Annotated in this window: 25 protein-coding genes; 15 read left to right on the forward strand and 10 right to left on the reverse strand. The window is 32.3% G+C overall.

Annotated elements, in window-relative coordinates; translation table 11 throughout:
- Positions 1 to 122 precede the first annotated feature (122 nt).
- The 6 genes from clpP to ASE40_RS12440 form a co-directional block, all read right to left on the reverse strand.
- Positions 123 to 797 (reverse strand): ATP-dependent Clp endopeptidase proteolytic subunit ClpP, encoded by a 675-nt coding sequence (gene clpP / locus ASE40_RS12415; RefSeq protein ID WP_057117369.1) that lies wholly within the window; start codon positions 795 to 797, stop codon positions 123 to 125.
- 245 nt (positions 798 to 1,042) lie between these two features.
- Entirely contained in the window at positions 1,043 to 2,365 is a 1,323-nt protein-coding gene (locus ASE40_RS12420; protein ID WP_057117371.1) for a trigger factor, read from the reverse strand.
- Positions 2,366 to 2,479: 114 nt separating this feature from the next.
- Positions 2,480 to 2,824, reverse strand: coding sequence for a phage holin family protein (locus tag ASE40_RS12425; protein ID WP_057117373.1), 345 nt, complete (start codon positions 2,822 to 2,824; stop codon positions 2,480 to 2,482).
- A 92-nt stretch (positions 2,825 to 2,916) separates the two neighbouring features.
- The gene (locus ASE40_RS12430) at positions 2,917 to 3,846 is read right to left on the reverse strand and encodes a sterol desaturase family protein (protein ID WP_057117375.1); all 930 of its coding nucleotides are present in this window, start codon (positions 3,844 to 3,846) and stop codon (positions 2,917 to 2,919) included.
- Positions 3,847 to 3,977: 131 nt separating this feature from the next.
- Entirely contained in the window at positions 3,978 to 4,742 is a 765-nt protein-coding gene (locus ASE40_RS12435) for an alpha/beta fold hydrolase (protein ID WP_057117378.1), read from the reverse strand.
- Between the two features lie 24 nt (positions 4,743 to 4,766).
- Entirely contained in the window at positions 4,767 to 5,480 is a 714-nt protein-coding gene (locus ASE40_RS12440) for a pyridoxine 5'-phosphate synthase (RefSeq protein WP_057117380.1), read from the reverse strand.
- Positions 5,481 to 5,595: 115 nt separating this feature from the next.
- On the opposite strand from ASE40_RS12440, the gene ASE40_RS12445 reads away from it, so the two are divergent.
- The 8 genes from ASE40_RS12445 (at position 5,596) to murI (ending at position 14,049) form a co-directional block, all read left to right on the forward strand.
- Positions 5,596 to 6,255, forward strand: coding sequence for a CBS domain-containing protein (locus ASE40_RS12445; protein ID WP_057117382.1), 660 nt, complete (start codon positions 5,596 to 5,598; stop codon positions 6,253 to 6,255).
- Positions 6,256 to 6,353: 98 nt separating this feature from the next.
- On the forward strand, positions 6,354 to 7,238 hold the full coding sequence (locus tag ASE40_RS12450) for an NAD kinase (protein WP_057117384.1): 885 nt from the start codon (positions 6,354 to 6,356) through the stop codon (positions 7,236 to 7,238).
- A gap of 173 nt (positions 7,239 to 7,411) precedes the next feature.
- The gene (locus tag ASE40_RS12455; protein ID WP_057117386.1) at positions 7,412 to 8,101 is read left to right on the forward strand and encodes a DUF6089 family protein; all 690 of its coding nucleotides are present in this window, start codon (positions 7,412 to 7,414) and stop codon (positions 8,099 to 8,101) included.
- A gap of 4 nt (positions 8,102 to 8,105) precedes the next feature.
- Entirely contained in the window at positions 8,106 to 8,846 is a 741-nt protein-coding gene (locus tag ASE40_RS12460) for an isoprenyl transferase (protein WP_057117673.1), read from the forward strand.
- Positions 8,779 to 11,526: an outer membrane protein assembly factor gene (locus ASE40_RS12465; RefSeq protein WP_057117388.1), complete on the forward strand. Its 2,748-nt coding sequence runs from the start codon at positions 8,779 to 8,781 to the stop codon at positions 11,524 to 11,526. Before ASE40_RS12460 ends, ASE40_RS12465 begins: the two co-directional genes overlap by 68 nt.
- A 42-nt stretch (positions 11,527 to 11,568) precedes the next feature.
- The gene (locus tag ASE40_RS12470) at positions 11,569 to 12,606 is read left to right on the forward strand and encodes an OmpH family outer membrane protein (protein WP_057117390.1); all 1,038 of its coding nucleotides are present in this window, start codon (positions 11,569 to 11,571) and stop codon (positions 12,604 to 12,606) included.
- 15 nt (positions 12,607 to 12,621) lie between these two features.
- Positions 12,622 to 13,125: an OmpH family outer membrane protein gene (locus ASE40_RS12475; RefSeq protein WP_170830271.1), complete on the forward strand. Its 504-nt coding sequence runs from the start codon at positions 12,622 to 12,624 to the stop codon at positions 13,123 to 13,125.
- Between the two features lie 147 nt (positions 13,126 to 13,272).
- Positions 13,273 to 14,049 carry a glutamate racemase gene (gene murI / locus ASE40_RS12480; RefSeq protein ID WP_057117392.1) on the forward strand — a complete coding sequence of 259 codons (777 nt, stop codon included), beginning with the start codon at positions 13,273 to 13,275 and terminating at the stop codon, positions 14,047 to 14,049.
- Between the two features lie 4 nt (positions 14,050 to 14,053).
- Here the strand turns inward: murI and ASE40_RS12485 are convergent, their stop codons facing one another.
- Positions 14,054 to 15,289 (reverse strand): hypothetical protein, encoded by a 1,236-nt coding sequence (locus tag ASE40_RS12485; protein ID WP_057117394.1) that lies wholly within the window; start codon positions 15,287 to 15,289, stop codon positions 14,054 to 14,056.
- Positions 15,290 to 16,615, reverse strand: a complete 1,326-nt coding sequence (locus tag ASE40_RS12490) for a DUF4270 family protein (RefSeq protein WP_057117396.1) — start codon at positions 16,613 to 16,615, stop codon at positions 15,290 to 15,292.
- A 231-nt stretch (positions 16,616 to 16,846) separates the two neighbouring features.
- On the opposite strand from ASE40_RS12490, the gene ASE40_RS12495 reads away from it, so the two are divergent.
- From ASE40_RS12495 to ASE40_RS12520, 6 genes are all read left to right on the forward strand, one after another.
- Complete coding sequence (locus tag ASE40_RS12495; protein WP_057117399.1) at positions 16,847 to 17,689, forward strand: DUF6268 family outer membrane beta-barrel protein; 843 nt, start codon at positions 16,847 to 16,849, stop codon at positions 17,687 to 17,689.
- A gap of 15 nt (positions 17,690 to 17,704) precedes the next feature.
- The gene (locus ASE40_RS12500; RefSeq protein WP_057117401.1) at positions 17,705 to 18,712 is read left to right on the forward strand and encodes a Kelch repeat-containing protein; all 1,008 of its coding nucleotides are present in this window, start codon (positions 17,705 to 17,707) and stop codon (positions 18,710 to 18,712) included.
- A complete protein-coding gene (locus ASE40_RS12505; RefSeq protein WP_241774365.1) occupies positions 18,696 to 19,031 on the forward strand; it encodes a DUF4907 domain-containing protein in 336 nt (111 codons plus the stop codon). Before ASE40_RS12500 ends, ASE40_RS12505 begins: the two co-directional genes overlap by 17 nt.
- Before the next feature lies 1 nt (position 19,032).
- On the forward strand, positions 19,033 to 20,145 hold the full coding sequence (locus tag ASE40_RS12510) for a sensor histidine kinase (protein WP_057117403.1): 1,113 nt from the start codon (positions 19,033 to 19,035) through the stop codon (positions 20,143 to 20,145).
- Positions 20,146 to 20,156: 11 nt separating this feature from the next.
- Positions 20,157 to 20,867, forward strand: coding sequence for an intradiol ring-cleavage dioxygenase (locus ASE40_RS12515; protein WP_057117405.1), 711 nt, complete (start codon positions 20,157 to 20,159; stop codon positions 20,865 to 20,867).
- Positions 20,868 to 20,973: 106 nt separating this feature from the next.
- Complete coding sequence (locus ASE40_RS12520; RefSeq protein ID WP_057117407.1) at positions 20,974 to 21,690, forward strand: LytR/AlgR family response regulator transcription factor; 717 nt, start codon at positions 20,974 to 20,976, stop codon at positions 21,688 to 21,690.
- A gap of 88 nt (positions 21,691 to 21,778) precedes the next feature.
- Here ASE40_RS12520 and ASE40_RS12525 read toward each other — a convergent pair whose 3' ends face one another.
- Both ASE40_RS12525 and ASE40_RS12530 read right to left on the reverse strand, forming a co-directional pair.
- The gene (locus ASE40_RS12525) at positions 21,779 to 22,297 is read right to left on the reverse strand and encodes a gamma carbonic anhydrase family protein (RefSeq protein WP_057117409.1); all 519 of its coding nucleotides are present in this window, start codon (positions 22,295 to 22,297) and stop codon (positions 21,779 to 21,781) included.
- Between the two features lie 12 nt (positions 22,298 to 22,309).
- Positions 22,310 to 23,299 carry a type IX secretion system membrane protein PorP/SprF gene (locus ASE40_RS12530; protein ID WP_057117411.1) on the reverse strand — a complete coding sequence of 330 codons (990 nt, stop codon included), beginning with the start codon at positions 23,297 to 23,299 and terminating at the stop codon, positions 22,310 to 22,312.
- Positions 23,300 to 23,442: 143 nt separating this feature from the next.
- On the opposite strand from ASE40_RS12530, the gene ASE40_RS12535 reads away from it, so the two are divergent.
- Positions 23,443 to 24,342: a NifU family protein gene (locus ASE40_RS12535; RefSeq protein ID WP_057117414.1), complete on the forward strand. Its 900-nt coding sequence runs from the start codon at positions 23,443 to 23,445 to the stop codon at positions 24,340 to 24,342.
- Positions 24,343 to 24,394 lie beyond the last annotated feature (52 nt).

The following is a 24,394-nucleotide window of genomic DNA, read 5'->3' on the forward strand; positions in this document are numbered from 1 at the left end:
CTTTCAACGAAAACCTCAAAAACTTAGTAACTTCTTAACTTTTATTTTTTGTTTCAAGTTTTATTTGTTTGAAGTTTCAAGTTAACCATAGCAGCTTGAAACTTGAAACTTGAAACTAAGTTTTATCCTCTTCTCAAAACTTCATCAATCATTCCGTACTCTTTTGCTTCGTCAGCTTTCATCCAGTAATCACGCTCACTGTCTTTATGCACTTTATCAAAAGTTTGTCCTGAATGTTGTGAAATAATATGATATAATTCATCTTTTAATTTCAACATCTCACGTAAGTTGATTTCCATATCTGTCGCAACACCTTGTGCTCCTCCAGACGGCTGGTGAATCATAACGCGTGAATGTGGCAGAGCCGAACGTTTTCCTGCAGCTCCTGCACATAATAAAACTGCTCCCATAGAAGCTGCCATTCCTGTACAAATTGTAGCTACATCTGGTTTAATGTACTGCATTGTGTCATAGATTCCAAGACCTGCATAAACACTTCCTCCAGGAGAGTTTAAGTAAATTTGAATATCTTTTGAAGCATCGGCACTTTCTAAAAATAATAATTGAGCCTGAACAATGTTAGCAATCTGGTCATCGATACCAGTTCCTAAAAAAATAATTCTGTCCATCATTAATCTTGAAAATACATCTAATTGAGAAACATTCAACTGACGTTCTTCAATAATATATGGAGTCATATTAGTTGGAGTCATCGCCGCAACGATTTTATCGTAATACATTGCATTTACTCCTTGGTGCTTTGTAGCAAATTTTTTGAATTCTTTACCGTAGTTCATATGTATTTTGTTCTAAGTTTTACGTTTATTTGGTGTATACATTTTTATTCCCTGCAAAGGTCATACCCTTTTATAAAGAATGTCATTATGTCTTCTTTTTTTTAAAGTTTCAAGGTTCTGAGATACTATCCCGAAGCTTCGGGACTAAGTTTTTTTTTTAATCTGGAATATCACATACAGCCGAAACAAAAAAAAGCGTCAAAAGAAAAATCTCTTGACGCTCAAATATAATTATTTTTCAGAAATTATTCTCCGTAAGAAGCAGCAATAAATTCTTCGTAAGTAACTTCTTTTGTTGTTGGATTTGCTTTCTCTTTGAATAAATCTAACAATTTAGCAGCTACAACTTGCTCAGAAAGTCTTTTCACTTCTTCTTGGTTAGATAAAACTCTAGCCACGATTCCTTGAACTTCTTCTTCAGTTGGGTTAGTTTGTCCAAATTGAGCCATTTGTTGTCTGATTGCGTTTGATGTAAACTCTTTCAAATCTTCAAATGTAATTTGGATATTACTTTGAGCCATTGCTTTTCCTTCAATTAATTGGAAACGTAAACCTTTTTCAGATCTTGCGTATTCAACTTCAGCTTCTTCTGCAGAAAGTTTTTTCTCTCCAACAGTTTGCAACCATTTTTTAAGGAATTCTGCTGGTAAATCAAATTTTGTGTTTTCGATCAAGAAATCCTGAACGTCTAACAATAATTTTTGATCTGCTTGCTGCGCGAATTGAGCTTCAGCATCTTCTTTGATTTTAGCTTTTAAATCTTCTAAAGAAGCTACTTTTCCTTCACCAAAAAGTTTATCAAATAATTCTTGGTTTAATTCTGCCAATTCTGATCCGTTGATAGCTTCGATTGTAAAGTTTACTTCGATATCTAAACCGTGAACATCATCATGAGATACTTTTAAGTAATCCATTAATTGGTGATCGTCTTCGAATAAACCTTTTGTGCTTACTGTAACAACATCTCCAACTTTTTTACCGATGAATTTATCTCCAGCCTCTTTGTTGAAAGTAGATACAGAAATTGTAGTTGTATTGTTGATTCCTTTTTCTTCGTTTGTGAAAGTTCCAGTTAAATCTGAATCAGCTTCAACTTTATCTTGAGGAATTGCTTTTCCAAATTGTTTTTGGATACGCTCTACTTGTCCGTCGATTAATTTATCGTCAGCAGTAACAATATATTTTACGATATTATTTTTAGCTTCTAAATCAATTTCGAAGTTAGGCACTAAACCAATTTCGAATTCAAAAGTTAATTCTTCAGCATCCCAGTCAAGGTTTTCGTTTACTTTTGGAAGAGGAGTTCCTAAAAGATTTAATCTTTCAGATTGAATATAACGCTCTAAAGCTAAATCAACTACTTTTTTAACTTCTTCTTGTTTAATACCTTTTCCGTATTGTTTTTCAACAAGATCTTTAGGAACTTGTCCTTTTCTAAATCCTTTTACTTGCGCCAAAGGCAATTTTTCGTTGATTCTTTTTGCCACTTGACCTTTATAATCCATATGAACCACGTTCATTACAATTGTCTCGTTAACAGCGTCTATTGCTACTCTTTTAATATCCATCTTCTTCTTTAATTTACATAATAAAATTGGGTCGCAAAATTATAAAATTTTTGCAACCCAACCAAGTTTTTAATCTATTGTATTTGAAGCAGTTTTAATCTGCTCAATTTGTTTTTATTTATCGTCTCCTAATATTTTATAGGTAATAGATTGCAGAATAGACAAAATAACACTAAAAATCAATGCTGTCCAGAAGGAATCGACTGCAAAACCGCCAACAATATTAGTGCATAACAAAATAATTATAGCATTGATTACCAGCAAAAACAAACCTAAAGTCACAAATGTAACAGGTAAAGTCAAAATGACTAAAATTGGTTTTATAAAAACATTCAGTAATCCCAAGACTACTGCAACAATTACAGCTGTCCCAAAACTTGCAACGTGTACGCCAGTCAAAAGATTAGACAACAATAAAACTAAGGCAGCAGTAACAAGGAGTCTAAGTAATAATTTCATAGTTTTTTTCTTTTAAAATTTTAATAAAAGTAATGATTTTTTACTAACCATATATTATTCAAAAATGGTTTCTTTAGCTTGAAGATTTCAGATTACTGTAGGATATTATTTTGCTTTGACTCGTATTCTCTCTGATAATCTTTTACTGTTTTTCCTTGTCCGTCTGGTTTCCAACCAGGAGCAAAAAACACATACTTTAATCTATTCTGCCAGCCAATGTTAGGTTGTTTAACATCTTTCCACATTTTCTTCCATTCGTAAAACAACATTTCAAAAGCACTATCATCTTTTGGCCTTGGATAGATACCGAATTTCACAGGAATTTCTGATTCTTCTTTCTGAAAAGTTCCAAACATTCTATCCCAAATTATCAAAGCCATTCCCATATTTTTGTCTAAATATTTGATATTTCTGGCATGATGCACACGGTGATGTGATGGCGTAACTAAAATCCATTCTAGAATGCCCATACTTTTTACGCTTTGTGTATGTACCAAAGTTCCATAAACTTGAAACAATGCATAAGCCGCCATAATATGCCAGGGATCAAAACCTAAAAAAGCCAAAGGGGAAAAATACAAATAGCGGTAAAGCGGCTGAAAAACAGGCGATCTGAATCCTGTAGAAATATTATAATATTCAGAACTGTGATGCGTAATATGTACAGACCAAAAAAAACGTGATTTATGATCTACAACATGCAATACATAATAAGCGAAATCTTGTAATAAAAAAACTGCAACCCAATAATGCCATATTTGTGTATTCCAAGAAAAAATGCGGTGTTCGAAAAAGAAAAACATAACCCCAAAAGCAAATGATTTCATTATAAAATCTAATGCAAAATTTAGCACCGCAAATGTGACATTTACAAAAATGTCATTCTTAGAATACAAGTTTTTTTTGCCAAAATGACTAAAAAACATTTCGACAAATATCAAAAGTGCTAAGAATGGAGAGGAGTATAAATAAATTAACCCCAAACCATTTTCATCAAATAAACTATAAAAATTGAAATCCATTAATTATAAACATTAAAATTCATAAAGCAAATTTATGAATTTTAATGTTTAAATGTAAGTTAATTCTTATTTTTTAATTGAGGCAGTGTGATAACTATTTACATATTTAACTGAAAAAAAATCTAAAAAATTTACTCTTTCAAAAACTCCGTTGTCAATTCAAAAAACATTTTAGGATTTTCAGCATGAAGCCAATGTCCTGCGTTTGGAATAGTTTCTAATTTTAAATTTGGAAAATGCTGACGAATAGATTCTACATCTGAATCTTGAATATAACCCGAATTTCCTCCACGTATAAATAAAGTTGGTTTATCAAAAACCAAATTATCTGGAAGCGGTTTTCCAATTGCATCTAGATTATTATTAAACGCTTCCAAATTAAACCTAAAAGCCAATTGTCCAGGTTCTTTCCAATATAAATTTTTTAGTAGAAACTGTCGTGTTCCAAAATCAGTAACATATTGTGATAAAGTTGCCTCTACATCATTTCGGCTTGGTTTTACAGAAAAATCTATTGCATTTAATCCTGCCAAAATATCCTGATGATGCTGTTTATAAAATTTCGGACCTATATCTGCTACAATTAATTTGTCTACAATTTCGGGATGTGTTGTCGAAAAAAGCATCGCAACCTTTCCACCCATTGAATGCCCCAGAATATCAATTCTGCTTAAATTATTGGCTTGACAATATTCATATACATCTTGAACCATTGCGTCGTAACTCCATTCATCTGAATGAAAACTGCGTCCGTGGTTTCTTAAATCCAAAATATGAACTTGAAATCCAGCTTCTACATATTGTCCCGCCAAAGTTTTCCAATTATCAGACATTCCTAGAAACCCGTGCATGATAATAAATGGTTTTCCTTCGCCTTCTATTTTTGAGTAAAGCATATTTATATTTTTTATTCTGAAGAATTATTTCAATTTATTCAAATACATATTCACTACATTATCCAAACCAAGATAAAGTGCTTCTGAAATCAAGGCATGGCCTATAGAAACTTCTAATAAACCTGGAATATTTTGTTTGAAAAACTTAATATTATCTAAACTTAAATCGTGTCCGGCATTAATTCCCAAACCTAATTCGTTTGCCAATTCTGCAGCTTTTACATAAGGATCAATTCCGTTTTTATTTCCCAAATCATATTGATGTGCGAATGCTTCTGTATATAATTCAATCCTGTCCGTTCCGGTTTTTTTTGCTCCTTCGATAATTTCTAAAACTGGATCAACAAAAATCGAAGTTCTAATTCCGTTTCTCTGAAATTCCTGAATAACTTCTGTCAAATATTCTTGGTTTTTAATCGTGTCCCAACCTGCGGAAGAAGTAATTGCTCCAATTGCATCTGGAACCAATGTTACTTGATCGGGTTTGCATTCTAAAACCAAATCAATGAAATTATGCTGTGGATTTCCTTCAATATTATATTCTGTAGTAACAATTGCTTTCAAATCGCGTGCATCCTGATAACGAATATGACGCTCATCTGGACGTGGATGAATCGTGATTCCCTGCCCTCCAAATCGCTGAATATCGACAGCTACTTTTAATAAATCAGGAACATTTCCGCCTCTTGCATTTCGAAGCGTTGCAATTTTATTGATATTTACACTTAACTTTGTCATATAAATAGATAATTAATTCTAGTAACACTATATTTGTTACGACAAAAATACAAAGTAAAACGCAGCAGTTTTCGGTATTTTTTGATTATTTTGCATCAAATATCTTCAATGATTTATGACAGAAATTACAAACTATATCACAAATGATTTCAGAGCGATTGATAGTCAGGAAACGATAGCCTCGATCCAGGACTTTTTTATCGATGTAAATTTTTCTCATTTTCCCATTTTAGAAGATGGGGTTTTTATTGGAAGCATCTCTTCTGAGGATGTAGAAACATTTGACACCGATAAAAAAGCGATTGACTACAAATATACTTTAGAACGTTTTTTTGCCAGAAAATCGATGATCTGGTTAGATGTTCTGGAAGTTTTTGCTAAAAACCACACCAATATCCTTCCAATTCTTGATGAAAATAATGCTTATATAGGTTATTATGAAATGGAAGATATAATGAAGTTTTTTCAGGAAACTCCATTTTTAAAAGAGCCAGGAGCGATTATTATTGTTCAAAAAGGTCTTTTGGATTATTCTATGAGCGAAGTAATGCAGATTGTAGAAAGCAATAATGGTAAGGTTTTAGGTTCTTTTGTATCTGAAGCTGATCTGGAAAATGTTCAAATTACAGTAAAAATTGGTTTAGGAGCGATAAATGAAATTATTCAGACCTATAGAAGATATGGCTATGAGATTATTTCAGAACATCAGGAAGACACCTATATTAATAGCTTGAAAGAACGTTCTGATTATTTAGACAAATACCTTAATATATAAATTATTAATGTGGCAATGAGAAAATTAGTTAATTAGATAATTTTCACAGCTGCAAATTATCTGATTGACACATTGACAAATTACCTAATTTAACTCGAATGAAAATAGCCATTTACGGACAATATTATCAAAATAGTACTGAACCTATTATAAAAGACATTTTCTCTTTTTTCAATTCCAACAATGTTGAAATGGTAATTGAAGAAAATTTTCTGAAAATGCTTTATGAAAAGCAGCTGATAAAAAAAGAATATAAAACTTTTTCGCCAAGCACTGCTTTAGATAATAGTTTTGAAATGCTGATTAGTATTGGCGGTGATGGAACAATTTTGAGAGCAGCTGCTTTTGTTCGAAATTCAGGCGTTCCTTTGTTAGGTATAAATGCAGGAAGATTAGGATTTCTTGCTAAAGTTCAAAAAGAAAATATTGATAGTTTGTTACAGTTTGTTATTGATCAAAATTACACCACTTCTGAAAGAACTCTATTAGGATTAACTTCTGAGCCAAAGAATGATGCCTTCGAAGAACTTAATTTTGCAATGAATGAAGTTACAGTGAGTAGAAAAGATACTACTTCGATGATAACTGTTGAAACTTATTTGAATAACGAATATTTAAATTCTTATTGGGCAGATGGATTAATCATCTCTACTCCTACCGGCTCTACTGGATATTCTTTAAGCTGCGGCGGTCCCATCTTAACACCAGATGTAAAAAGCTTGGTAATAACACCTATTGCGCCTCATAATTTAACTGCCAGACCACTTGTTATTCCAGATGACACAGAAATCACACTGCGGGTAACAGGAAGAGAAGACCAATATTTGGTTTCTTTAGATTCGAGAATTTCTTCAGTGAAAAATGAATCAATTTTAAAAATAAAAAAAACAGATTATAAAATAAAAATGGTTGAAATACCAGGCGAAACGTTCTTAAAAACCTTAAGAAATAAATTGCTCTGGGGAGAAGATAAAAGAAATTAAACTCTTTTCTGATTCTTCACTATACGATAATACCACATTTTCTCGTTCTGCATGTAGTGAATCATCATTAAATGACTCAAAATCATAATGTAAATTGAAAAAGGAGCACATTTAACCAAAGGAACTTTGATTCGTATTGATAATTATTATATTTGCACGCAATTTTGAATTAAATGAAGAAAATTTTTAATTTATTGTTATGTTTTTTCCCCTTTATTACACTTAATGCTCAAATCAATGAGATAGGTGTTTTTTTTGGCGGAAGTAACTTTGTAGGTGACGTTGGAAAAACAACTTATATCGCCCCAGAAAAACCAGCTTTTGGTGTTCTTTATAAATGGAACAGAAGCCCAAGGCATTCCTGGAGATTTTCATATACACAATCAAGTGTAATTGGAAATGACTTCAAATCTGAAGAAACAGGTAGAAATCAAAGAGGATATCGTTTTGAAAACAATATTAAAGAACTTTCTGCAGGACTTGAGTTTAATTTTTTCGATTTTAATCTTCATGATTATCATACAAAGATTAGTCCTTATGTATTTACAGGTCTAAATTTCTTTATCTTCGACAACTTATATCGATATAATACAAGCCCAAACACAATTTATTCTGATAATTCAAACTCTTTTGCTATACCTATTATATTAGGTGTAAAATCGAACATAACGCCGCATCTTGTTTTAGGAGTTGAAGCTGGAGCACGTTATACTTTTACAGATAACATTGACGGAAGCAATCCTAAAACAAACAATCCAAATATTTTAAAGTTTGGAAATTTAAATAATAATGACTGGTATGTTTTTTCAGGTATCACCTTAACGTATACCTTTGGACAAAAACCTTGCTATTGCGCAGAATAATAAAATGAATTTAATAGAATCAATAGATCACACAAACTTACCTAAACACCTTGCCATTATTATGGACGGTAACGGACGCTGGGCAAAACAACAAGGTTTCATGCGCGCGTTTGGACATGAAAATGGTACAAAATCAGTAAAAGAAATAATCAAGACCTCAGCTAAGCTGGGAATTGAATATTTAACTCTATACGCCTTCTCAACTGAAAACTGGAACCGACCAAAACTTGAGGTTCAAGCTTTGATGAAAATATTGATCAATTCATTAAAAAAAGAGCTCGTTACGCTTCAAGAAAACAATATTAGACTCAATGCAATTGGAAATCTTGACAAATTGCCAAAAACAGCCCAAAAAGAACTTTTGGATGTTATAGAAAAGACAAAAAACAATTCTCGATTAACACTTACTCTTGCCTTAAGCTACGGATCTAGAGAGGAGCTTGTAAATGCTGTAAAGGCAATTAGTGATAAAGTTAAAAATAATATAATTTCAATAGACACTATTGACGATTCAATTATAAATGAGCATCTTTACACGCAAAATTTACCAGACGTAGATTTATTAATACGAACAAGTGGAGAACATAGAATAAGTAATTTTTTGCTGTGGCAGATCGCTTACGCAGAATTGTATTTTACTAATGTCTTGTGGCCAGACTTTAAAGACCAAGATTTATATGAGGCTATTATTAGTTATCAAAAAAGAGAACGTAGATTTGGAAAGACCAGTGAACAAATTAAATAATTTTTTAGTGTTGCAAAAAAAAATACAAATAGTCCTTACCCTATTACTTTTGGGTAGTTTTTCACAAATTAAAGCACAAGAAAGAGTTCCTTTTGATCAAGGAAAAAAATATATTCTGGCCAAAGTTTCCGTTGTTGGTAAAATAAGCTTCAATGAACAGACTGTAGTAACATTTTCAGGCCTTCAAAAAGGACAGGAAATTACTGTACCTGGAGAAGAAATTAGTAGTGCAATTAAAAAATTAGGTAAACTAGGCCTTTTTGATGAAATTGCTTTCTACGTCAATAAAGTAGAAAATGATAGTATTTATCTAGATTTAAATATTATTGAACTTCCTAAATTAAACGAAGTTAAATTCGTTGGAGTTAAGAAAAGTAAAGTAGAAGGTTTAATTAAGGACAATAACTTGACAAAAAACAAAATTGTCAACGAAAACTTAATTACTACAACTAAAAACTATATTGAAAACAAATACAAAAAAGAAGGTTATTATAATACCAAAGTTACTATAACAAATACTCCAGACACTATTAACGGACATCAGGTTAATATGCTTGTCAGGATAGATAAAGGAGATAAAGTAAAAATCAGCAGTATTGATTTCATTGGAAACAAACAGCTCACAAGCAGTCAATTGCGTGCTGCAATGAAAGATACGAAACAGAAAAACTTTATTCGCGTTTTTAAAGCTTCTAAATTTATTCCAGAAAAATACAAAACTGACTTAGAAAAAGTAATTGCTTCTTATAAGGAGAAAGGATACCGTGATGCACGTATCATTTACGATTCTGTTAAATACAACAAACAAAAAAATACACTTGCTATTAAGATTAATGTAGAAGAAGGAAATAAATACTACTTCGGAAATATTAAATTCTTGGGTAATACTGTTTATTCAGATCAGCTTTTAAACCGCTATTTAGGAATTAAAAAAGGAGAAACTTACAACGGAGTTTTATTAGAAAAAAGAATTGCCGATAAGACAAAACCAGATGCAGAAGATATTACCAATTTATATCAAAACAATGGTTACTTATTTTCAAATATCAATGCTGTTGAGGTAAAAACAGTTAACGATACAATCGATTTTGAAATTAGAGTTACAGAAGGTCCAATTGCTTATTTCAATAAAATTACGGTTGTTGGAAACGACAAAACAAATGACCACGTAATTTACCGTGAGTTAAGAACAAAACCAGGTGAAAAATATAGTAAAGAACAACTTGTAAGAACTATTCGTGAGATCGGACAATTAGGTTTCTTTGATCCTGAGGCAATTGATCCTAAGTTTAAAAACGTAGATGCTGGAGCAGGAACTGTTGACATTGAATACCATGTTGTAGAAAAAGGATCTAGCCAGGTTGAACTTCAAGGAGGTTACGGCGGTGGAGGTTTCATCGGAACATTGGGACTTTCGTTTAATAACTTCTCTGCTAGAAAATTATTTGACAAAGAAGCTTATAAGCCTTTGCCAATGGGAGATGGACAAAAAGTTGCGCTTCGTTTACAAGGAAGTACTTATTTCCAAACGTATAGTTTATCGTTCTCAGAACCTTGGTTTGGAGGAAAGAAACCAGTACAATTTAGTTCTTCTATCTCTTATAGTAAGCAATTTCTTAACAATTATATTACCCGAACTGTTGATCGTGGCAAAAGTTTTAATATTTTTACACTCCAAGTTGGTTTAGCTAAACGATTAACTGTGCCAGATGACTACTTTGTATTATCACAGTCTGTAAGTTATCAGCATTATGATTTGAACAATTATAATACAGGATTATTTACTTTTGGTAACGGTGCATCAAGAAACTTAGCATATACGATTGGACTTTCAAGAAGTAATAAAGGTGTGAACCCAATATTCCCTACTTATGGTTCAGAGTTTAGCATTTCGGCGAAAGTAACACCTCCATATTCATTATTTAATGGAATTGATTATGGAAATTTAAAAAATGAAAAAGAATATAAAACACAGTATACTGGAACATCTGGAAGTGGTGTAGACGGAAAACCGCTTAACAATGGCGATTATGTTAAAACAGAAACTGTAAACGGACAAACTGGTTATGTAAGTGTTGGTTCGGACTTTGGAAGTGCTGATACTGATGTTGCAAAAGTCGATCAGAGAAAATACAATTGGTTAGAATACTATAAGGTTAAATTTAAAGGAGATTGGTATACTAAAGTATATGGAAAGTTAGTACTAAGAACCTTAACAGAATTTGGTTTCTTAGGAGCTTATAATCAAGAAAGAGGTGTAATTCCTTTTGAGCGTTTTTACTTAGGAGGAGATGGTATGGCCAACTACTCAATGGATGGTAGAGAGACTATTCAGTTGAGAGGTTATCCAAACAACTCTTTAACTCCAGTAAATGCTAGCGGAGATGCAATTGGAGCAACTATTTATAACAAGTTCTCTATGGAGTTACGTTACCCAATTACATTAAAAGCATCAGCTTCTATTTATGCTTTAACATTCTTAGAGGCAGGTTCATCATATCCAACGTTCAAAGATTACAACCCATTTGATTTAAATCGTTCTGCTGGTGCTGGTTTACGTGTATTCATGCCTGCATTTGGATTACTTGGTATTGACTTTGGTTACGGATTTGATGCTCTTCCTGGACAAACAAAAGCTAATGGATGGGAAACTCACTTTATCATTGGACAACAATTTTAGAGAAATAACGTTTGGTTAAAAATCATCAAATAAAGTTATGTTATGAGAAAACAATTTTTATTTATATTTTTAGCCTTGATTGTAGCAAATACAAGTCAGGCACAAGGTAAGACGACTAGGATAGGCTACATCGACATGGAATATATTTTAGAAAATGTTTCCGATTACAAAGAAGCCAAATCACAATTAGAGTTAAAAGCTCAAAAGTGGAAACAGGAAGTTGAGGCTAAAAAATTAAATATTAATACCCTAAAGGAAAGTTTAAAAGCAGAAAAAGCTTTACTTACTAAAGAATTAATAGAAGAAAGAGAAACTGAAATAAAGTTTCAGGAACAAGAGATGATGGATTATCAGCAGAAACAGTTTGGAGCTGATGGTAATTTAATGCGTCAGAAAGCTGCTTTGGCAAAGCCAATTCAGGATCAAGTTTTTACTGCTGTTCAAGATATTGCAGAAGCTAAAAATTATGATTTTATTTTTGACAAATCATCAGATCTTACAATGCTTTTCAGTAATAAAAGATTTGACATCAGTGATCAAGTTTTAAGGGTTTTAAATCGTACTGAAAAACGTGAGCAGCTGACGAAAAAACAATTGAAAGAGCAGGAAGCTAAAGAGAATCTTGAAAATGCAATAGATGAAAATCCAGCAATGGCCGATCGTCAAAAAGCTCTTGACGAGAAAAAAGCGGCAAGAGAAAAATTAATTCAAGATCGAAAATTAGAACAAGAAGCTAAGAAAAAAGAATACGAAGACAGAAGAAATGCCATAGCTGCTGAGAGAGAAGCTAAAAAAAATGGCACGGTTTCTGGAACAGCTAAAACAACAACAGCAACAGAGGCAGCAAAAACAAACACAACAGCTAAACCTGCCGCTACGAGTGGTGCACCTGGTACAAATGGTACCGAGCAAACACCAACCGCTGAACCAACGATGACTAAAGCAGAAGAAAGACAGATGCTTTACGAACAGCGTAAAAAAGAATTGGAAGAGAAAAGAAAGAAAATTTTAGAGGAAAGAGAAGCGGCTAAAAAAGCAAAAGAAGCCGAAACACAAAAAACAAATACGACCAATAATTAATTAATATTTTTAAAAATGATGAAACAAATCAAAACTTTACTAATTGCTGCAATTCTTATTTTAGGAGCAAGTAACACAATGAACGCACAAGCGAAGGTAGCTCATGTTGATGTAAGCGAGATCATGTCGAAAATGCCTGCTATGCTAGACGCTCAAAATCAACTGCAAAAATTAAGTGGAACATATGATGCTGAATACAAAAAGATGGTTGATGAATATCAAGTAAAAATCAAAAAGTATGAGGCAGAAGCTGCTACAGTAACTGATGCTGTTAACGGTGAGCGTTCTAAAGAAGTTCAAGATATGCAAAAAAGAATTGTTGATTACAGAGACAATGCACAAAAAGAACTACAACAAAAAGAAACTGATATCGTAAAACCTTTAATGGAAAAAGTTAGAGCTTCTATCCAAAAAGTTGGAAAAGCTAAAGGTTTCCAATACGTTTTAGACGGTTCTACTTTATTATTAGCTGATGGTCCAAACATCACTGCTGACGTTAAAAAAGATTTAGGATTCTAAGAAATTCGAACTCGTATAATCAAACTGCTCAATGTATAATTTGAGCAGTTTTTTTTTACAAAAAATTAAAACTAATCTTTGTCATTATTTCTAGATTTGAATTAACTTAGAGTAATAAATTTTATCAAAAAATATTAAATTTGCTTTATGATAAACAACAATCCTATAGGCGTTTTTGATTCTGGTATTGGCGGAACTTCCATTTGGAGCGCCATTCATGATCTGCTTCCAAACGAAAAAACGATATATCTGGCTGACAGCAAAAACGCACCTTACGGTCAAAAAAGCAAAGATGAAATTGTTGATTTAAGTAAAAAAAATGTAGAGTTTTTACTAGAGAATAATTGTAAACTAATTGTTGTTGCCTGCAATACCGCTACGACAAATGCAATATTTGAACTCCGCGCAGACTACGATGTTCCATTTGTTGGAATTGAACCTGCAATTAAGCCTGCAGCAAACAATTCGCAGACCCAGGTAATTGGAATTCTAGCCACTAAAGGAACTTTAAACAGTGAGCTGTTTAATAAAACTGCCGAAATGTTTCAAAATACCAAAATAATTGAACAAGTTGGTTATGGCCTTGTTCAACTTATTGAAGATGGAAATTTATACTCGCCAGAAATGACACAATTGCTGGAATCATACTTAAAACCTATGATCGAAGCTAATATTGATTACCTGGTTTTAGGGTGCAGTCATTATCCTTATTTGATTCCTCAGATCAAAAAAATTCTCCCAGACCACATTAAAATTATTGATTCGGGAGAAGCTGTTGCCAGACAAACTAAAAATTTACTTCGAGATAAAGTAGGCTTTTCAGACATGACACAAAATGATCCTGTATTTTATGTCAATTCTGATCCTAAAGTTCTTGAGTCAATTTTAGAATATAAATATCCAGTAATAAGAAAAGACTTTTAATGTATTATTCAATTTTTCGCTTGACAAACCAAATTCCGTCCAGCGATAAATTAAGTGATATTTTATGGTAATTTTCTTTTATGAGATCATCTGCTATTCTTCCTTTTTGCCCATACGAATATGACACATTCAAAGATGAAAAAGTATTATCTATTGGAAGATTAAGTCCTACAGAAAATGATGCATTCTTTACACGTTGTGAATCAACTTCAAGATAACCCGTGTCATAATTTATTCCGGCAGCATATCCTACTCTATCCCAATATTTTCGGGCATTCTTTTTAGAACTATAGGTAAAACCAAGTGCAAAACGATCTTGGTTTACAAAGTCGCCATATAAGTCAGATTGCTTTGTATCGCCCCATAAACTTTTTTCGTAATCTAACGTCAGATTCAAATTATTCTTAAATCGTTTACTCACTCCAAAACCTATTTCTAAAGGCATATAATAATCATCTGTATCTGAAGCTTGGTCAGTTTCTATAGAAGATTGAACTTCATCTGCAATACTTGTTACAGACTGTATTTTAGAAGCTTTTACTCTTGTCGGGACTTTAAATGTTGTACCAACCGTAAAAGTCGAATCTATTTTATATTGTGTCCCAAGTGTAGCCCGAACGCCGCTATAATTTGTCTTTTTATTTATTGTTGTAATTGAATTTGAAATTAAAAAAGACCGCTCATCAACTGTATTTCCAAAAAGTACCGTTGCAGTTGCTCCTAATGTCAATTTTTTTCCAAATTTATATCCGTATGAAAAATCCAAATTATTTAAACCGCCCGATCCCTGTGCTGTTACATAGTAATATTCTTGGCTGTCGGCTATTGGCAGTTTCAAATTTGAAATTTTAAATACCGAGCTGGAATACGGACGCATTGATACACTAAATCCAGAATTTTTTGTAACTGGAAAAGCAAAAGCCAAATGAGAAAACTGAAAGTTATTTCGTTTCTCTGAGCGTGAACCGCTTTGATATGTTGTTGCAATAGCTTTTCCTCCAATATCAAATAAAAAATGATTTTGATACATAAATCCAAGTGAAGCCGGATTTAGATTATTGATAAAAGTATCTGAAGGCAAAGCAATTCCAGAAGAACCAATTGAAGGCAGATAACCAAAATCTGAATCATATAAACTTCCAACACCATATAATGAGTATGGCGAACTTGAAATGCTTTGTGAAAACGAACTCAGCGACATCAAAATGAAGCAGCTCCATAAAACAATTTTATTTTTCATTTAGTATGAGATATAATAAATTTTCAGCTGAATTTTATTGTTTAAATGCTTTTGATCGCCTAGAACTATTCTATTAACAGACTGGGCAATTCCAGGTAAAGTCAATATGAGAGAGGATCTCGAATCTGATTGCTTGAGCATTTCTTTCTGGAGAAAATTTCCAACTGAAATTGAATACCCAACATTTTCGTTAAACTCGTCACTCTTCTTATTCAATTTTCCATAAACAGAAGTTCCGGCTGAGTTGACCAATGTGCCGCTTATTCTATTTAAATTATCGCCAACATAAACAGTCAACGAATCTGCCAGAGGATATTTTTCAGAATAAGAATTGTTTACTGGTTTCAAAATTAATTCTGCATCTACAATTGCTCCATTTACAGCAATATTTTTAAACTGCTTTATATTTGGAAAATCGACTCGGCAGGCTACACCTGTTCCAGATTGAATAAATCCTTGATTACTAGTGAGCGTGCTAGATAACTTACTACTGGAAATGGGGAGATTTTGCAGTATAGTTCCCGTTTTATTGAGCGAAATAGAGTTAAATTGTTTCGTAGCATCCAGAATTGTAAAATCAATTATAAAAGGCGTCTCACTATCTGTTTGGTATTTAGAATAGTACAATCGGACTTTACTGGACGAAACACTAAATCCGATTACATTTGAAGAGGTAGAATTTTCTGGGACTAAAACAAGTCCTTTCAAATATTCTGTAAAACTATCAAAATCTGTAACCTCCCTTTTCTTTATTTTTTGAAAAAGAGCTTCTCCAAACTCTTTACTCATTTGAATATTTATAGAATCTTTTTCTTTTGGTCTTGGCTTAAAAGATATTGTCCCTAAACTTTCGGGACTGTAAGTCAAAGTCGAATTATTATAGAAATTGTTGTCTTCTGTATTAGGTTTAACTTTTTGAGTTAATCGATGAATATTAAAAGTCTGCACTCTGGTGGTATCTCCGTAATAATAACGATCATATTTAAGAATCATCGAAATTGAATCGAAAACATAATTTACAGATTCTGTATCTGATCCTACACTAGATAAAGCATAAACACTTGTAGAAAGCTGAAAATAACTATCTGATTTCACTTTTCCAAAAATTGGATCGTCATAGTTTCCTATCAGAATTCTAGAGCGGTTTGAAGTTGCAAGCGAGTCGAAATTTATAGTTGACATGTCGACTGTAACCGTATCAATCATAATTACTTTATTACTTAAAGCCAAATAATCTGATCCAACCGTAAACTCCCCCGTGTCAGTATCTGTACCACATGAAAATATGGTTAGTACAAAAAGCAGTATCAATATAAACTTGTGCATAATATATTTTTTGAACAAATATAAAATGCAGGGTTTCGTGATACACTATAACATATACTACTGTGCATTTTTAAGCTACAAATCACTCAAAACGATCTACAATACCAATTGCACTCTCAAAATTTAATTCGACCATAAAAAGAACGATTTTGTCTATCAAAACACGGCGTACATATATCTTCTTTTTTTTAAGACCGTCATCCACCTAATTTTGAGCCAATAAAATAAATAATGAAAGTACGGTTTTTAATGTGTTCTCTTTTTTTGATTTCTTTTTTAGGAATGAAAGCCCAAGAACATTTTGGTGTTTCTATGAATATCAAAACGGAGCCCACAAAAAAGATAAATTTTAATGAAACAGATATTGCAGTTTTCTATCAAAAAAAAATTGGAACTCAAAACACTATTACTAACACAGTAGAATACTCGAATTTGAAAGTGAATTACGAATTCAATCCTTATAATTTCAATGCTGATCAGGATAAACTCAATCAAATTCAAAACAAATTTGAATATTCTTATGAGATGTCAGAAAAAACAAACTGGCAGATTTCTATAATTCCGACCGCAAATTTTCAGGGAAATTTAGATTTCTCAGATCTTACTGTTTTAGGAAATCTGGAAATTAACCAAAAAATCAGTTCAAGACTAAATGTAATACTGGGAGCTGGTCGAACATCAATATTTGGTGCACCAAGATTTACTCCAATTATTGCTTTTGATTATAAAATGAATGAGAAAACTAACTTTCGAATTGGGTTTCCAGATTCAAAGTTTTCCTATTCAAATAATGAACGAAACAAGTTTAGTCTGACGAACAGTTTTAATGGAAACTTCTATCATTTGGATGTTTCTGCTGATAAAGATAGTAATGCCGAAAAAGCAGTTTTATCACAAATGACATCGGCTTTTGAGTATGAAAGGAATGTCACCAAAAATTGGTTTTTAAATTTTAAAGCGGGTTTGGATTTTAATAAAAAATACAACTTATTAAACAATAACGATCATAAAGTTTATGACTATAATACTGGAAATGGATATGTTTTAGGAGTCGGGATCAAATACAAACAATAAATAATTAAATACACTATGATTAATCTAAAAAAAGGAATTTTATTCACAGCGCTTTTCTCAGGCCTCTTTTTTATAAGTTGCAGCAATGACAATGATGATGACGATTTAATGGGAAACTGGATTAAAAAATCAGCCTTCGACGGCCCTGCAAGATCTAGTGCAACAAGTTTTGTTATTGGAGATTTTGCTTACGTAGCCGGAGGTTATACTGGCGATGTTTATTTAAAAGATTTATGGGCTTATAACTCAACTGGAGATTATTGGGAGCAGAAGGCTGACTTTGCAGGCGTAGGCAGAAGCTCTGCATCTAGTTTTGCATTAAACGAAAAAGGATATGTTGGTCTTGGTTATGATGGAACAAATAAACTGAAAGATTTTTATCAATATGATCCTTCTAGCAACAGCTGGACACAAAAAACAGATTTTGCTGGAACGGCTCGTTATGCAGCAGTTGGTTTTCAAGCCGGCGGTAAAGCTTATTTTGGTACTGGTTATGATGGAAATTATTTAAAAGATTTTTATCAATATGATGATCAAGCCAATACTTGGACACTTGTAAATGGCTTTAGCGGAAACAAAAGACGTAATGCCACAGTTTTTGTAATTGCAGATAAAGCGTACTTAGCAACTGGTGTCAATAACGGAGTTTACCAAGAAGATTTTTGGGAGTTTGATCCTTCAACAGATGTTTGGACTAGAAAAAGAGATATCGATAAAGATACAGATGATGATGACAGCTACAACGACGATTATGCAATTGTACGTTCTAATGCATCAAGTTTCTCTATGAATGGATTAGGATATGTTGTAGGTGGTGAAAACGTAAAAACAATTTGGGAATACAACCCAACAACCGACTTATGGGTAGAAAGAACTCCAATGGAAGGCGCTACAAGAACTGATGCAGTTGGTTTTGCAATTAACAATCGCGGGTTTTATATGTTAGGAAGAATTGGTTCTACTTATTTTGATGATGCTTGGGAATTTAGACCATTAGAAGAACAAAATGATGACGATAATTAATATCCAAAAATTCTTCTGGAATACCATCCAGAAGAATTTACTATTTATTGTATTTCTCTTATTTTTTACTGCCTGTACTAAAAAAGAAGTTCTAACAGCTAATGCTTTTAAAACAAATTCGGGATGGGGCTATACCATTTCATACAAAGAAAAGATTTTGATTAAGCAGTCAATTATTCCTGTAATTAGTGAGAATAAAAGTTTTAAAACAGAAGATGATGCTTTGAAAGTTGCTGATCTTGTAAAACAAAAACTCAAAGAAAACTTATCCCCAACGGTAACCAAAAAAGATTTAATTTTATTAAAAATAAAATTGTAAAATGCAGCTAGATACCATTAAAAATACAGGCTATAACAAAATCTTGTTTCATTGTGTAATATGGATTTTCTTTATTTTAACTTCCTTAATACAGTTTTATGAAAGTCCGTTTAAGATCAATAATGACTTTTATGTGCAATGGATAACCGGGATTGTATTGTTTTATCTGAACTATTTTTACTTGGTTCCAATTTATCTTTTACAAAAAAAATATTGGTTTTATTTTATAGTTGCTTTTGGCCTTATCGCCGCTTTTATGATTATTAGGATAAATTATTTTATTCCTGAATTTAGACATTTAAGACCCGAAAATGTAATGCCTGCCAGAATGATTCCTGAAGGTCCGCATTTTTTCCCGAAAGGCAAAATGACGCATAGAATTGAAATGAGACAGCCACTTTTTTTTAAGATTGGTCCATCATTTTTCTATATTTTAATTATAACGATCAGCGCTATTATTAGAACATTAACCGAATTCTATAATAATCAGCAAAATAAACTTATTGCAGAAACACATAGAACAAATACAGAATTAATATACCTGCGCAAACAAACCAATCCGCACTTTTTATTCAATTCGTTAAATAGTATTTATTCTTTGGCACACAAAAAATCTGATTTGGTCCCTGATGCCATCGTGACCTTGTCTGAACTTATGCGCTATATGCTGTATGAGACAGACAATAAAACGGTGGCTTTAGAAAAAGAGGTTAACTATATTCAGAATTACATTGAACTGCAAAAACTCAGATTAAACAACATTGAAGACATTGTAATTAATGTTCATGGCAATACTAGAAATAAATTTATTGAGCCATTGTTATTGATTTCTTTTGTCGAAAATGCTTTTAAATATGGAACCGATTATAAAGGTGCAGCCCACATAAAAATTAAAATTTTGATTACTGATAATAATCTTGATTTTTGGATTGAAAATACCATCGAAAATTATGTAAAAGATCCTGAAAATTCAGGAATTGGATTGGTGAACATTCAAAACCGCCTCGATTTATTGTACCCTAATGCGCACGAACTAACCATTACTCAGGATAATGAATATTACCGAGTTCATTTGAATCTAAAATTAGATGAAATTAAAACCGCAATAGATTAAACAAACTGATTATGGACAGAAAAAAATTCATTCGAAATGGTATTTTAGGCATTGCTTCATTAGCAACAGCTTCAAAATTATTAGAATCATGCTCCAAAAGTGACAATGATGAAACCAACTCAGGTAATTCTGGAGATGGAAGCTGTACTGTTTCACCTTCAGAGACAAAAGGCCCTTTTCCCATCAAAACGCCAAGCCAGCTTGTTTTAGAAAATATTAAATCTGATCGTGTTGGAGTTGCTCTGCTGATTAATTTAAAGATTGAAAACCAAAAGAACAATTGCGAACCTCTGTCGGGAGTTTTAGTAGATGTCTGGCATTGTGATAAAGACGGAAATTATTCTGAATATGGAGGAACATCTATGCAGCAGACAGATTATACTTCTGTACATTTTTTAAGAGGAAGACAAACTTCTGATACCAACGGAAATGTTTCTTTTATTTCGATTTATCCTGGCTGGTATCAAGGAAGGGCGCCGCATGTACATGTTGAAGTTTTATCGAGCACTGGCAGTTCTTTATTAGTAACTCAAATTGCTTTTCCAGAAAACGTTTCAAGTCAGGTATATTCTAGCAGTAATTATGCTGCACACGGACAGGCCGATACCGCAAATACAAAAGATAATGTTTTTGCTGATAGTTTATCTAATGAGTTGGCAACTATAACCGGCAATTTAACAGACGGTTACACTCTTACTAAAACGATAACTGTTAACGCTTAATTGTGATCTCTTAACCAGTATTTTATGAAAACTTTAAAACTTAATCTACTGGTTTCAAATTACTTTTGAATGCCAAAACAAATTGTAAAAATTTAATCCAGAACAAATGAAATGTGTAATTATTGATGACGAACCTTTAGCTGTAGAACTACTGCAAGATTTTGTTAAAAAAGTGGACTCACTTGAATTAGTAAATTCGTTCAACAATGCGATTGATGCCGTTTCATTTATTAATCAAAATAATGTTGATTTGGTATTTTTGGATATTCAGATGCCGCATTTTTCTGGAATTGACTTTTTAAATACAATCGAAAAAAAGCCTTTGGTTATTTTTACAACTGCATACTCAGATTATGCTGTAGAAGGATTTAATCTTGGTGCTGTCGATTATTTGGTAAAACCAATCCCTTTTCATCGATTTTTAAAAGCGGTAGTAAGAGCACAGCAGGTTTTACAGCCGACAACAGCAATTCAAGCAATTTCGGAAAATACAACTGCTCCAGAAATCGAACAAGATTTTATGTTTGTACGCGCGGAGTACGAAAATGTAAAACTAAATTTTGCTGATATTCTTTTTATTGAAGGTTTAAAAGATTATGTCAAAATTTACACTACAGATAATAAATTCATTTTGACTTTAATCAGCCTGATTAAATTAGAAAATTTACTTTCTAATAAGGGTTTTGCACGAATTCACCGATCGTATATTATCAATATAAAACATGTGAAATCTATTCAAAAAAATAAGGTATTAATAAGCGATAAACGTATTCCTATCAGCGAAAGCTATAAAAATACTTTCTTCGAAAAAATCAACCTCTAAGTTTTTTAAATCCCAAAAAAGAAAATTCCAAATTCCAAGGTTTGATTCTTTTGGAATTTGGAATTTTATATTGATTTTTTTATAAAGCCTAATCTTCGTTTTTAAACCAGCTTGAATACATTACATAATTATTTGAAATGCGTTCGATTTCACCTGCAAAATTAGACTGATCTATGTCTTTTACTTTTTTGGCGGGAACGCCTGCATAAATACTTCCAGAAGTTACAACAGTATTTTGTGTAACCACGGCTCCAGCAGCAATGATTGAGTTACTTTCTATAACACAATTATCCATTACAATAGCGCCCATTCCAATCAAAACATTATCATGAATAGTACAGCCGTGTACGATAGCATTATGCCCTATCGAAACATTATTTCCAATTACTGTTGGATGTTTTTGATAGGTGCAGTGAATAATTGCGCCATCTTGAATGTTTACTTTATTGCCAATTTTAATAAAATGAACATCTCCTCGAACAACAGCATTAAACCAGACACTGCAAGAATCGCCAAAAGTAACATCGCCTACAATAGTCGCATTTTCAGCAACATAACAATCCTCTGGAATCAAAGGTGATTTTCCGTTTACAGATTTAATCAGCATAAAAAATAAAATTTAGTTAATTGCAGGACAGTTACAATCGTAACGTGCTTTTTTACAAAATAAATTAATTCCTAAAGTAATTTGATGATAACCACCAGTATCAAATTTTACATCTCCCATCACTTGAGAATAAGTGTACGCAAACATAAAATTCTTAAAATTTACACCTACAATTGGTGTTATAAATTGTAATTTTTGAGAAGAAACTCCGCTTCCTGAAAGATATTGAGCTCCATCAAAACCTCTTCTATAAGAAAGAGCCGCCCAAAGACTTCCAAAATCCATATTTTTGTAAGCTTTAAGGTTTATGTCTAGTGTTTTCTCTTTGGTTTGGTCAAAAAATTGAAAAAGAATAGACGGTTCCCAGGTAATATTATCATTTTTACCAAAAACATATCCTACACTCAATAAAAACTTTCTAAGGTTATCACTTTCATAGTCAGTATATAATTCTCGTCTTGTTTCTAGTAAACCCTGCACGGTTGCATGTGCATAAAAGTCCATAAAATTATAGGAAGCTCCAATATCAAGATTAAAATAAGAGTCTTTTTGAATCGAACCAAAAACGATCGGATCAAAAGTTCCTCCAAATTTCGTTTCATCTAATTGATTCTGTATCAAACCTCCGCTAATTCCAAAAGACAACTGATTTAGATCAATTTCATCTCTTGAAAACATAATATGATGTGCATAAGTTAATTTTACACCTTTCTGTGAATGATATCCGTTTTTATCATTAAAAACAATAATACCAGCCCCAGAGCGCTCGCCTACTCTTCCGTTAAAACTTAATGTTTGTAAAGATGGCGCATCTTCTTGCCCAAACCATTGTTTTCTAGCAGTTAATCTAATTTTTGCACAATTAGCGGCACCAGCCATTGACGGGTGAATTAAATAATAATTATCAGACAAATAGTCAGAATAAACAGGTATTCCTTCCTGAGAAAAAGAATAAAATGAAGTAATAAGAAAAACTAATAAAACCTTGATTTTTAATTTCATAAAGGCAATTTTGTATCTATATAATTTTCACTCCTGCAATTTAATACGATTTCTTTGAAAAGAGTCTTAATTATTTTATTAAAAAATCAAATATAGCTATTAGTAGAAAATAACTTTAGTAAATTTGCAAAAAATATAATACCATGACAAAAATCACCATAAAAGAAACTCAAAATCCTACTATATTAAAGTTTGAATTTGAAGATTTCATTACTCAAAATCAAAACTTTGAGTTTAAAAACATCGACGAGGCTCAGGCTTCTCCACTTGCTCAGCAGTTATTCTATTTACCATTCGTAAAGACAGTATATATTTCTGGAAATTTTATTGCTATCGAAAGATATAGTATTGTAGATTGGGATGACGTTAAAGATGCTGTTGCTGAACAAATTAGTTCTTTTGTTGAGAATGGAGGAGTTATCATTAAAGTTGATGAAACTAAAACAAAAAAACAACCCATAACGGTTTACGGAGAAACTACTCCAAATCCTTCTGCACTAAAATTCGTAGTAAGCAGAATGCTGACTCGTAATGCTGTAGAATATAAAAATATCGATCAAACTGCTTCTTCTCCATTAGCTCAGGAATTGTTTAAATTTCCTTATGTAAAAGAAATCTTTATTGATGAGAATTATATTTCTGTTACAAAATACGAGATTAACGACTGGTCTGAAATTACTTTAGAACTTAGAACTTTCATTAAACAGTTTATCGAAAATGGCGGAACTGTTTTAGACGAAAGTTTAATTCAAACTACAACAAAAAATGAAGTAACAAAAGATGAAGCGTTTGATAAATTAGACGTTACTTCTCAACAAATTATTAATATTCTAGAAGAATATGTAAAACCTGCAGTGGCTGCTGACGGTGGAAATATTGCTTTTGAATCTTATAATGAAGATGATAAAACGGTAAAAGTGCTTTTACAAGGTGCTTGCAGCGGTTGTCCATCATCAACATTTACCTTAAAAAGCGGTATCGAAAATATGCTGAAAAGCATGTTGAACGATGAAGCTATAAAGGTTGAAGCTGTTAATGCTTAATGCCTTTTTTCTTATATAAGAATTTCAATTATATTTGCAGCACAAACCTACC

Origin of the sequence: Flavobacterium sp. Root935, from assembly GCF_001429295.1 — a bacterium.
GTDB lineage: Bacteria > Bacteroidota > Bacteroidia > Flavobacteriales > Flavobacteriaceae > Flavobacterium.

What these genes read in the sequence shown, in the direction of transcription:
- clpP (WP_057117369.1), bottom strand. Translation starts at nt 797, where the DNA reads ATGAACTACGGTAAAGAATTCAAAAAATTTGCTACAAAGCACCAAGGA.
- ASE40_RS12420 (WP_057117371.1), bottom strand. Translation starts at nt 2,365, where the DNA reads ATGGATATTAAAAGAGTAGCAATAGACGCTGTTAACGAGACAATTGTA.
- ASE40_RS12425 (WP_057117373.1), bottom strand. Translation starts at nt 2,824, where the DNA reads ATGAAATTATTACTTAGACTCCTTGTTACTGCTGCCTTAGTTTTATTG.
- ASE40_RS12430 (WP_057117375.1), bottom strand. Translation starts at nt 3,846, where the DNA reads ATGGATTTCAATTTTTATAGTTTATTTGATGAAAATGGTTTGGGGTTA.
- ASE40_RS12435 (WP_057117378.1), bottom strand. Translation starts at nt 4,742, where the DNA reads ATGCTTTACTCAAAAATAGAAGGCGAAGGAAAACCATTTATTATCATG.
- ASE40_RS12440 (WP_057117380.1), bottom strand. Translation starts at nt 5,480, where the DNA reads ATGACAAAGTTAAGTGTAAATATCAATAAAATTGCAACGCTTCGAAAT.
- ASE40_RS12445 (WP_057117382.1), top strand. Translation starts at nt 5,596, where the DNA reads ATGACAGAAATTACAAACTATATCACAAATGATTTCAGAGCGATTGAT.
- ASE40_RS12450 (WP_057117384.1), top strand. Translation starts at nt 6,354, where the DNA reads ATGAAAATAGCCATTTACGGACAATATTATCAAAATAGTACTGAACCT.
- ASE40_RS12455 (WP_057117386.1), top strand. Translation starts at nt 7,412, where the DNA reads ATGAAGAAAATTTTTAATTTATTGTTATGTTTTTTCCCCTTTATTACA.
- ASE40_RS12460 (WP_057117673.1), top strand. Translation starts at nt 8,106, where the DNA reads ATGAATTTAATAGAATCAATAGATCACACAAACTTACCTAAACACCTT.
- ASE40_RS12465 (WP_057117388.1), top strand. Translation starts at nt 8,779, where the DNA reads ATGAGGCTATTATTAGTTATCAAAAAAGAGAACGTAGATTTGGAAAGA.
- ASE40_RS12470 (WP_057117390.1), top strand. Translation starts at nt 11,569, where the DNA reads ATGAGAAAACAATTTTTATTTATATTTTTAGCCTTGATTGTAGCAAAT.
- ASE40_RS12475 (WP_170830271.1), top strand. Translation starts at nt 12,622, where the DNA reads ATGATGAAACAAATCAAAACTTTACTAATTGCTGCAATTCTTATTTTA.
- murI (WP_057117392.1), top strand. Translation starts at nt 13,273, where the DNA reads ATGATAAACAACAATCCTATAGGCGTTTTTGATTCTGGTATTGGCGGA.
- ASE40_RS12485 (WP_057117394.1), bottom strand. Translation starts at nt 15,289, where the DNA reads ATGAAAAATAAAATTGTTTTATGGAGCTGCTTCATTTTGATGTCGCTG.
- ASE40_RS12490 (WP_057117396.1), bottom strand. Translation starts at nt 16,615, where the DNA reads ATGCACAAGTTTATATTGATACTGCTTTTTGTACTAACCATATTTTCA.
- ASE40_RS12495 (WP_057117399.1), top strand. Translation starts at nt 16,847, where the DNA reads ATGAAAGTACGGTTTTTAATGTGTTCTCTTTTTTTGATTTCTTTTTTA.
- ASE40_RS12500 (WP_057117401.1), top strand. Translation starts at nt 17,705, where the DNA reads ATGATTAATCTAAAAAAAGGAATTTTATTCACAGCGCTTTTCTCAGGC.
- ASE40_RS12505 (WP_241774365.1), top strand. Translation starts at nt 18,696, where the DNA reads ATGATGACGATAATTAATATCCAAAAATTCTTCTGGAATACCATCCAG.
- ASE40_RS12510 (WP_057117403.1), top strand. Translation starts at nt 19,033, where the DNA reads ATGCAGCTAGATACCATTAAAAATACAGGCTATAACAAAATCTTGTTT.
- ASE40_RS12515 (WP_057117405.1), top strand. Translation starts at nt 20,157, where the DNA reads ATGGACAGAAAAAAATTCATTCGAAATGGTATTTTAGGCATTGCTTCA.
- ASE40_RS12520 (WP_057117407.1), top strand. Translation starts at nt 20,974, where the DNA reads ATGAAATGTGTAATTATTGATGACGAACCTTTAGCTGTAGAACTACTG.
- ASE40_RS12525 (WP_057117409.1), bottom strand. Translation starts at nt 22,297, where the DNA reads ATGCTGATTAAATCTGTAAACGGAAAATCACCTTTGATTCCAGAGGAT.
- ASE40_RS12530 (WP_057117411.1), bottom strand. Translation starts at nt 23,299, where the DNA reads ATGAAATTAAAAATCAAGGTTTTATTAGTTTTTCTTATTACTTCATTT.
- ASE40_RS12535 (WP_057117414.1), top strand. Translation starts at nt 23,443, where the DNA reads ATGACAAAAATCACCATAAAAGAAACTCAAAATCCTACTATATTAAAG.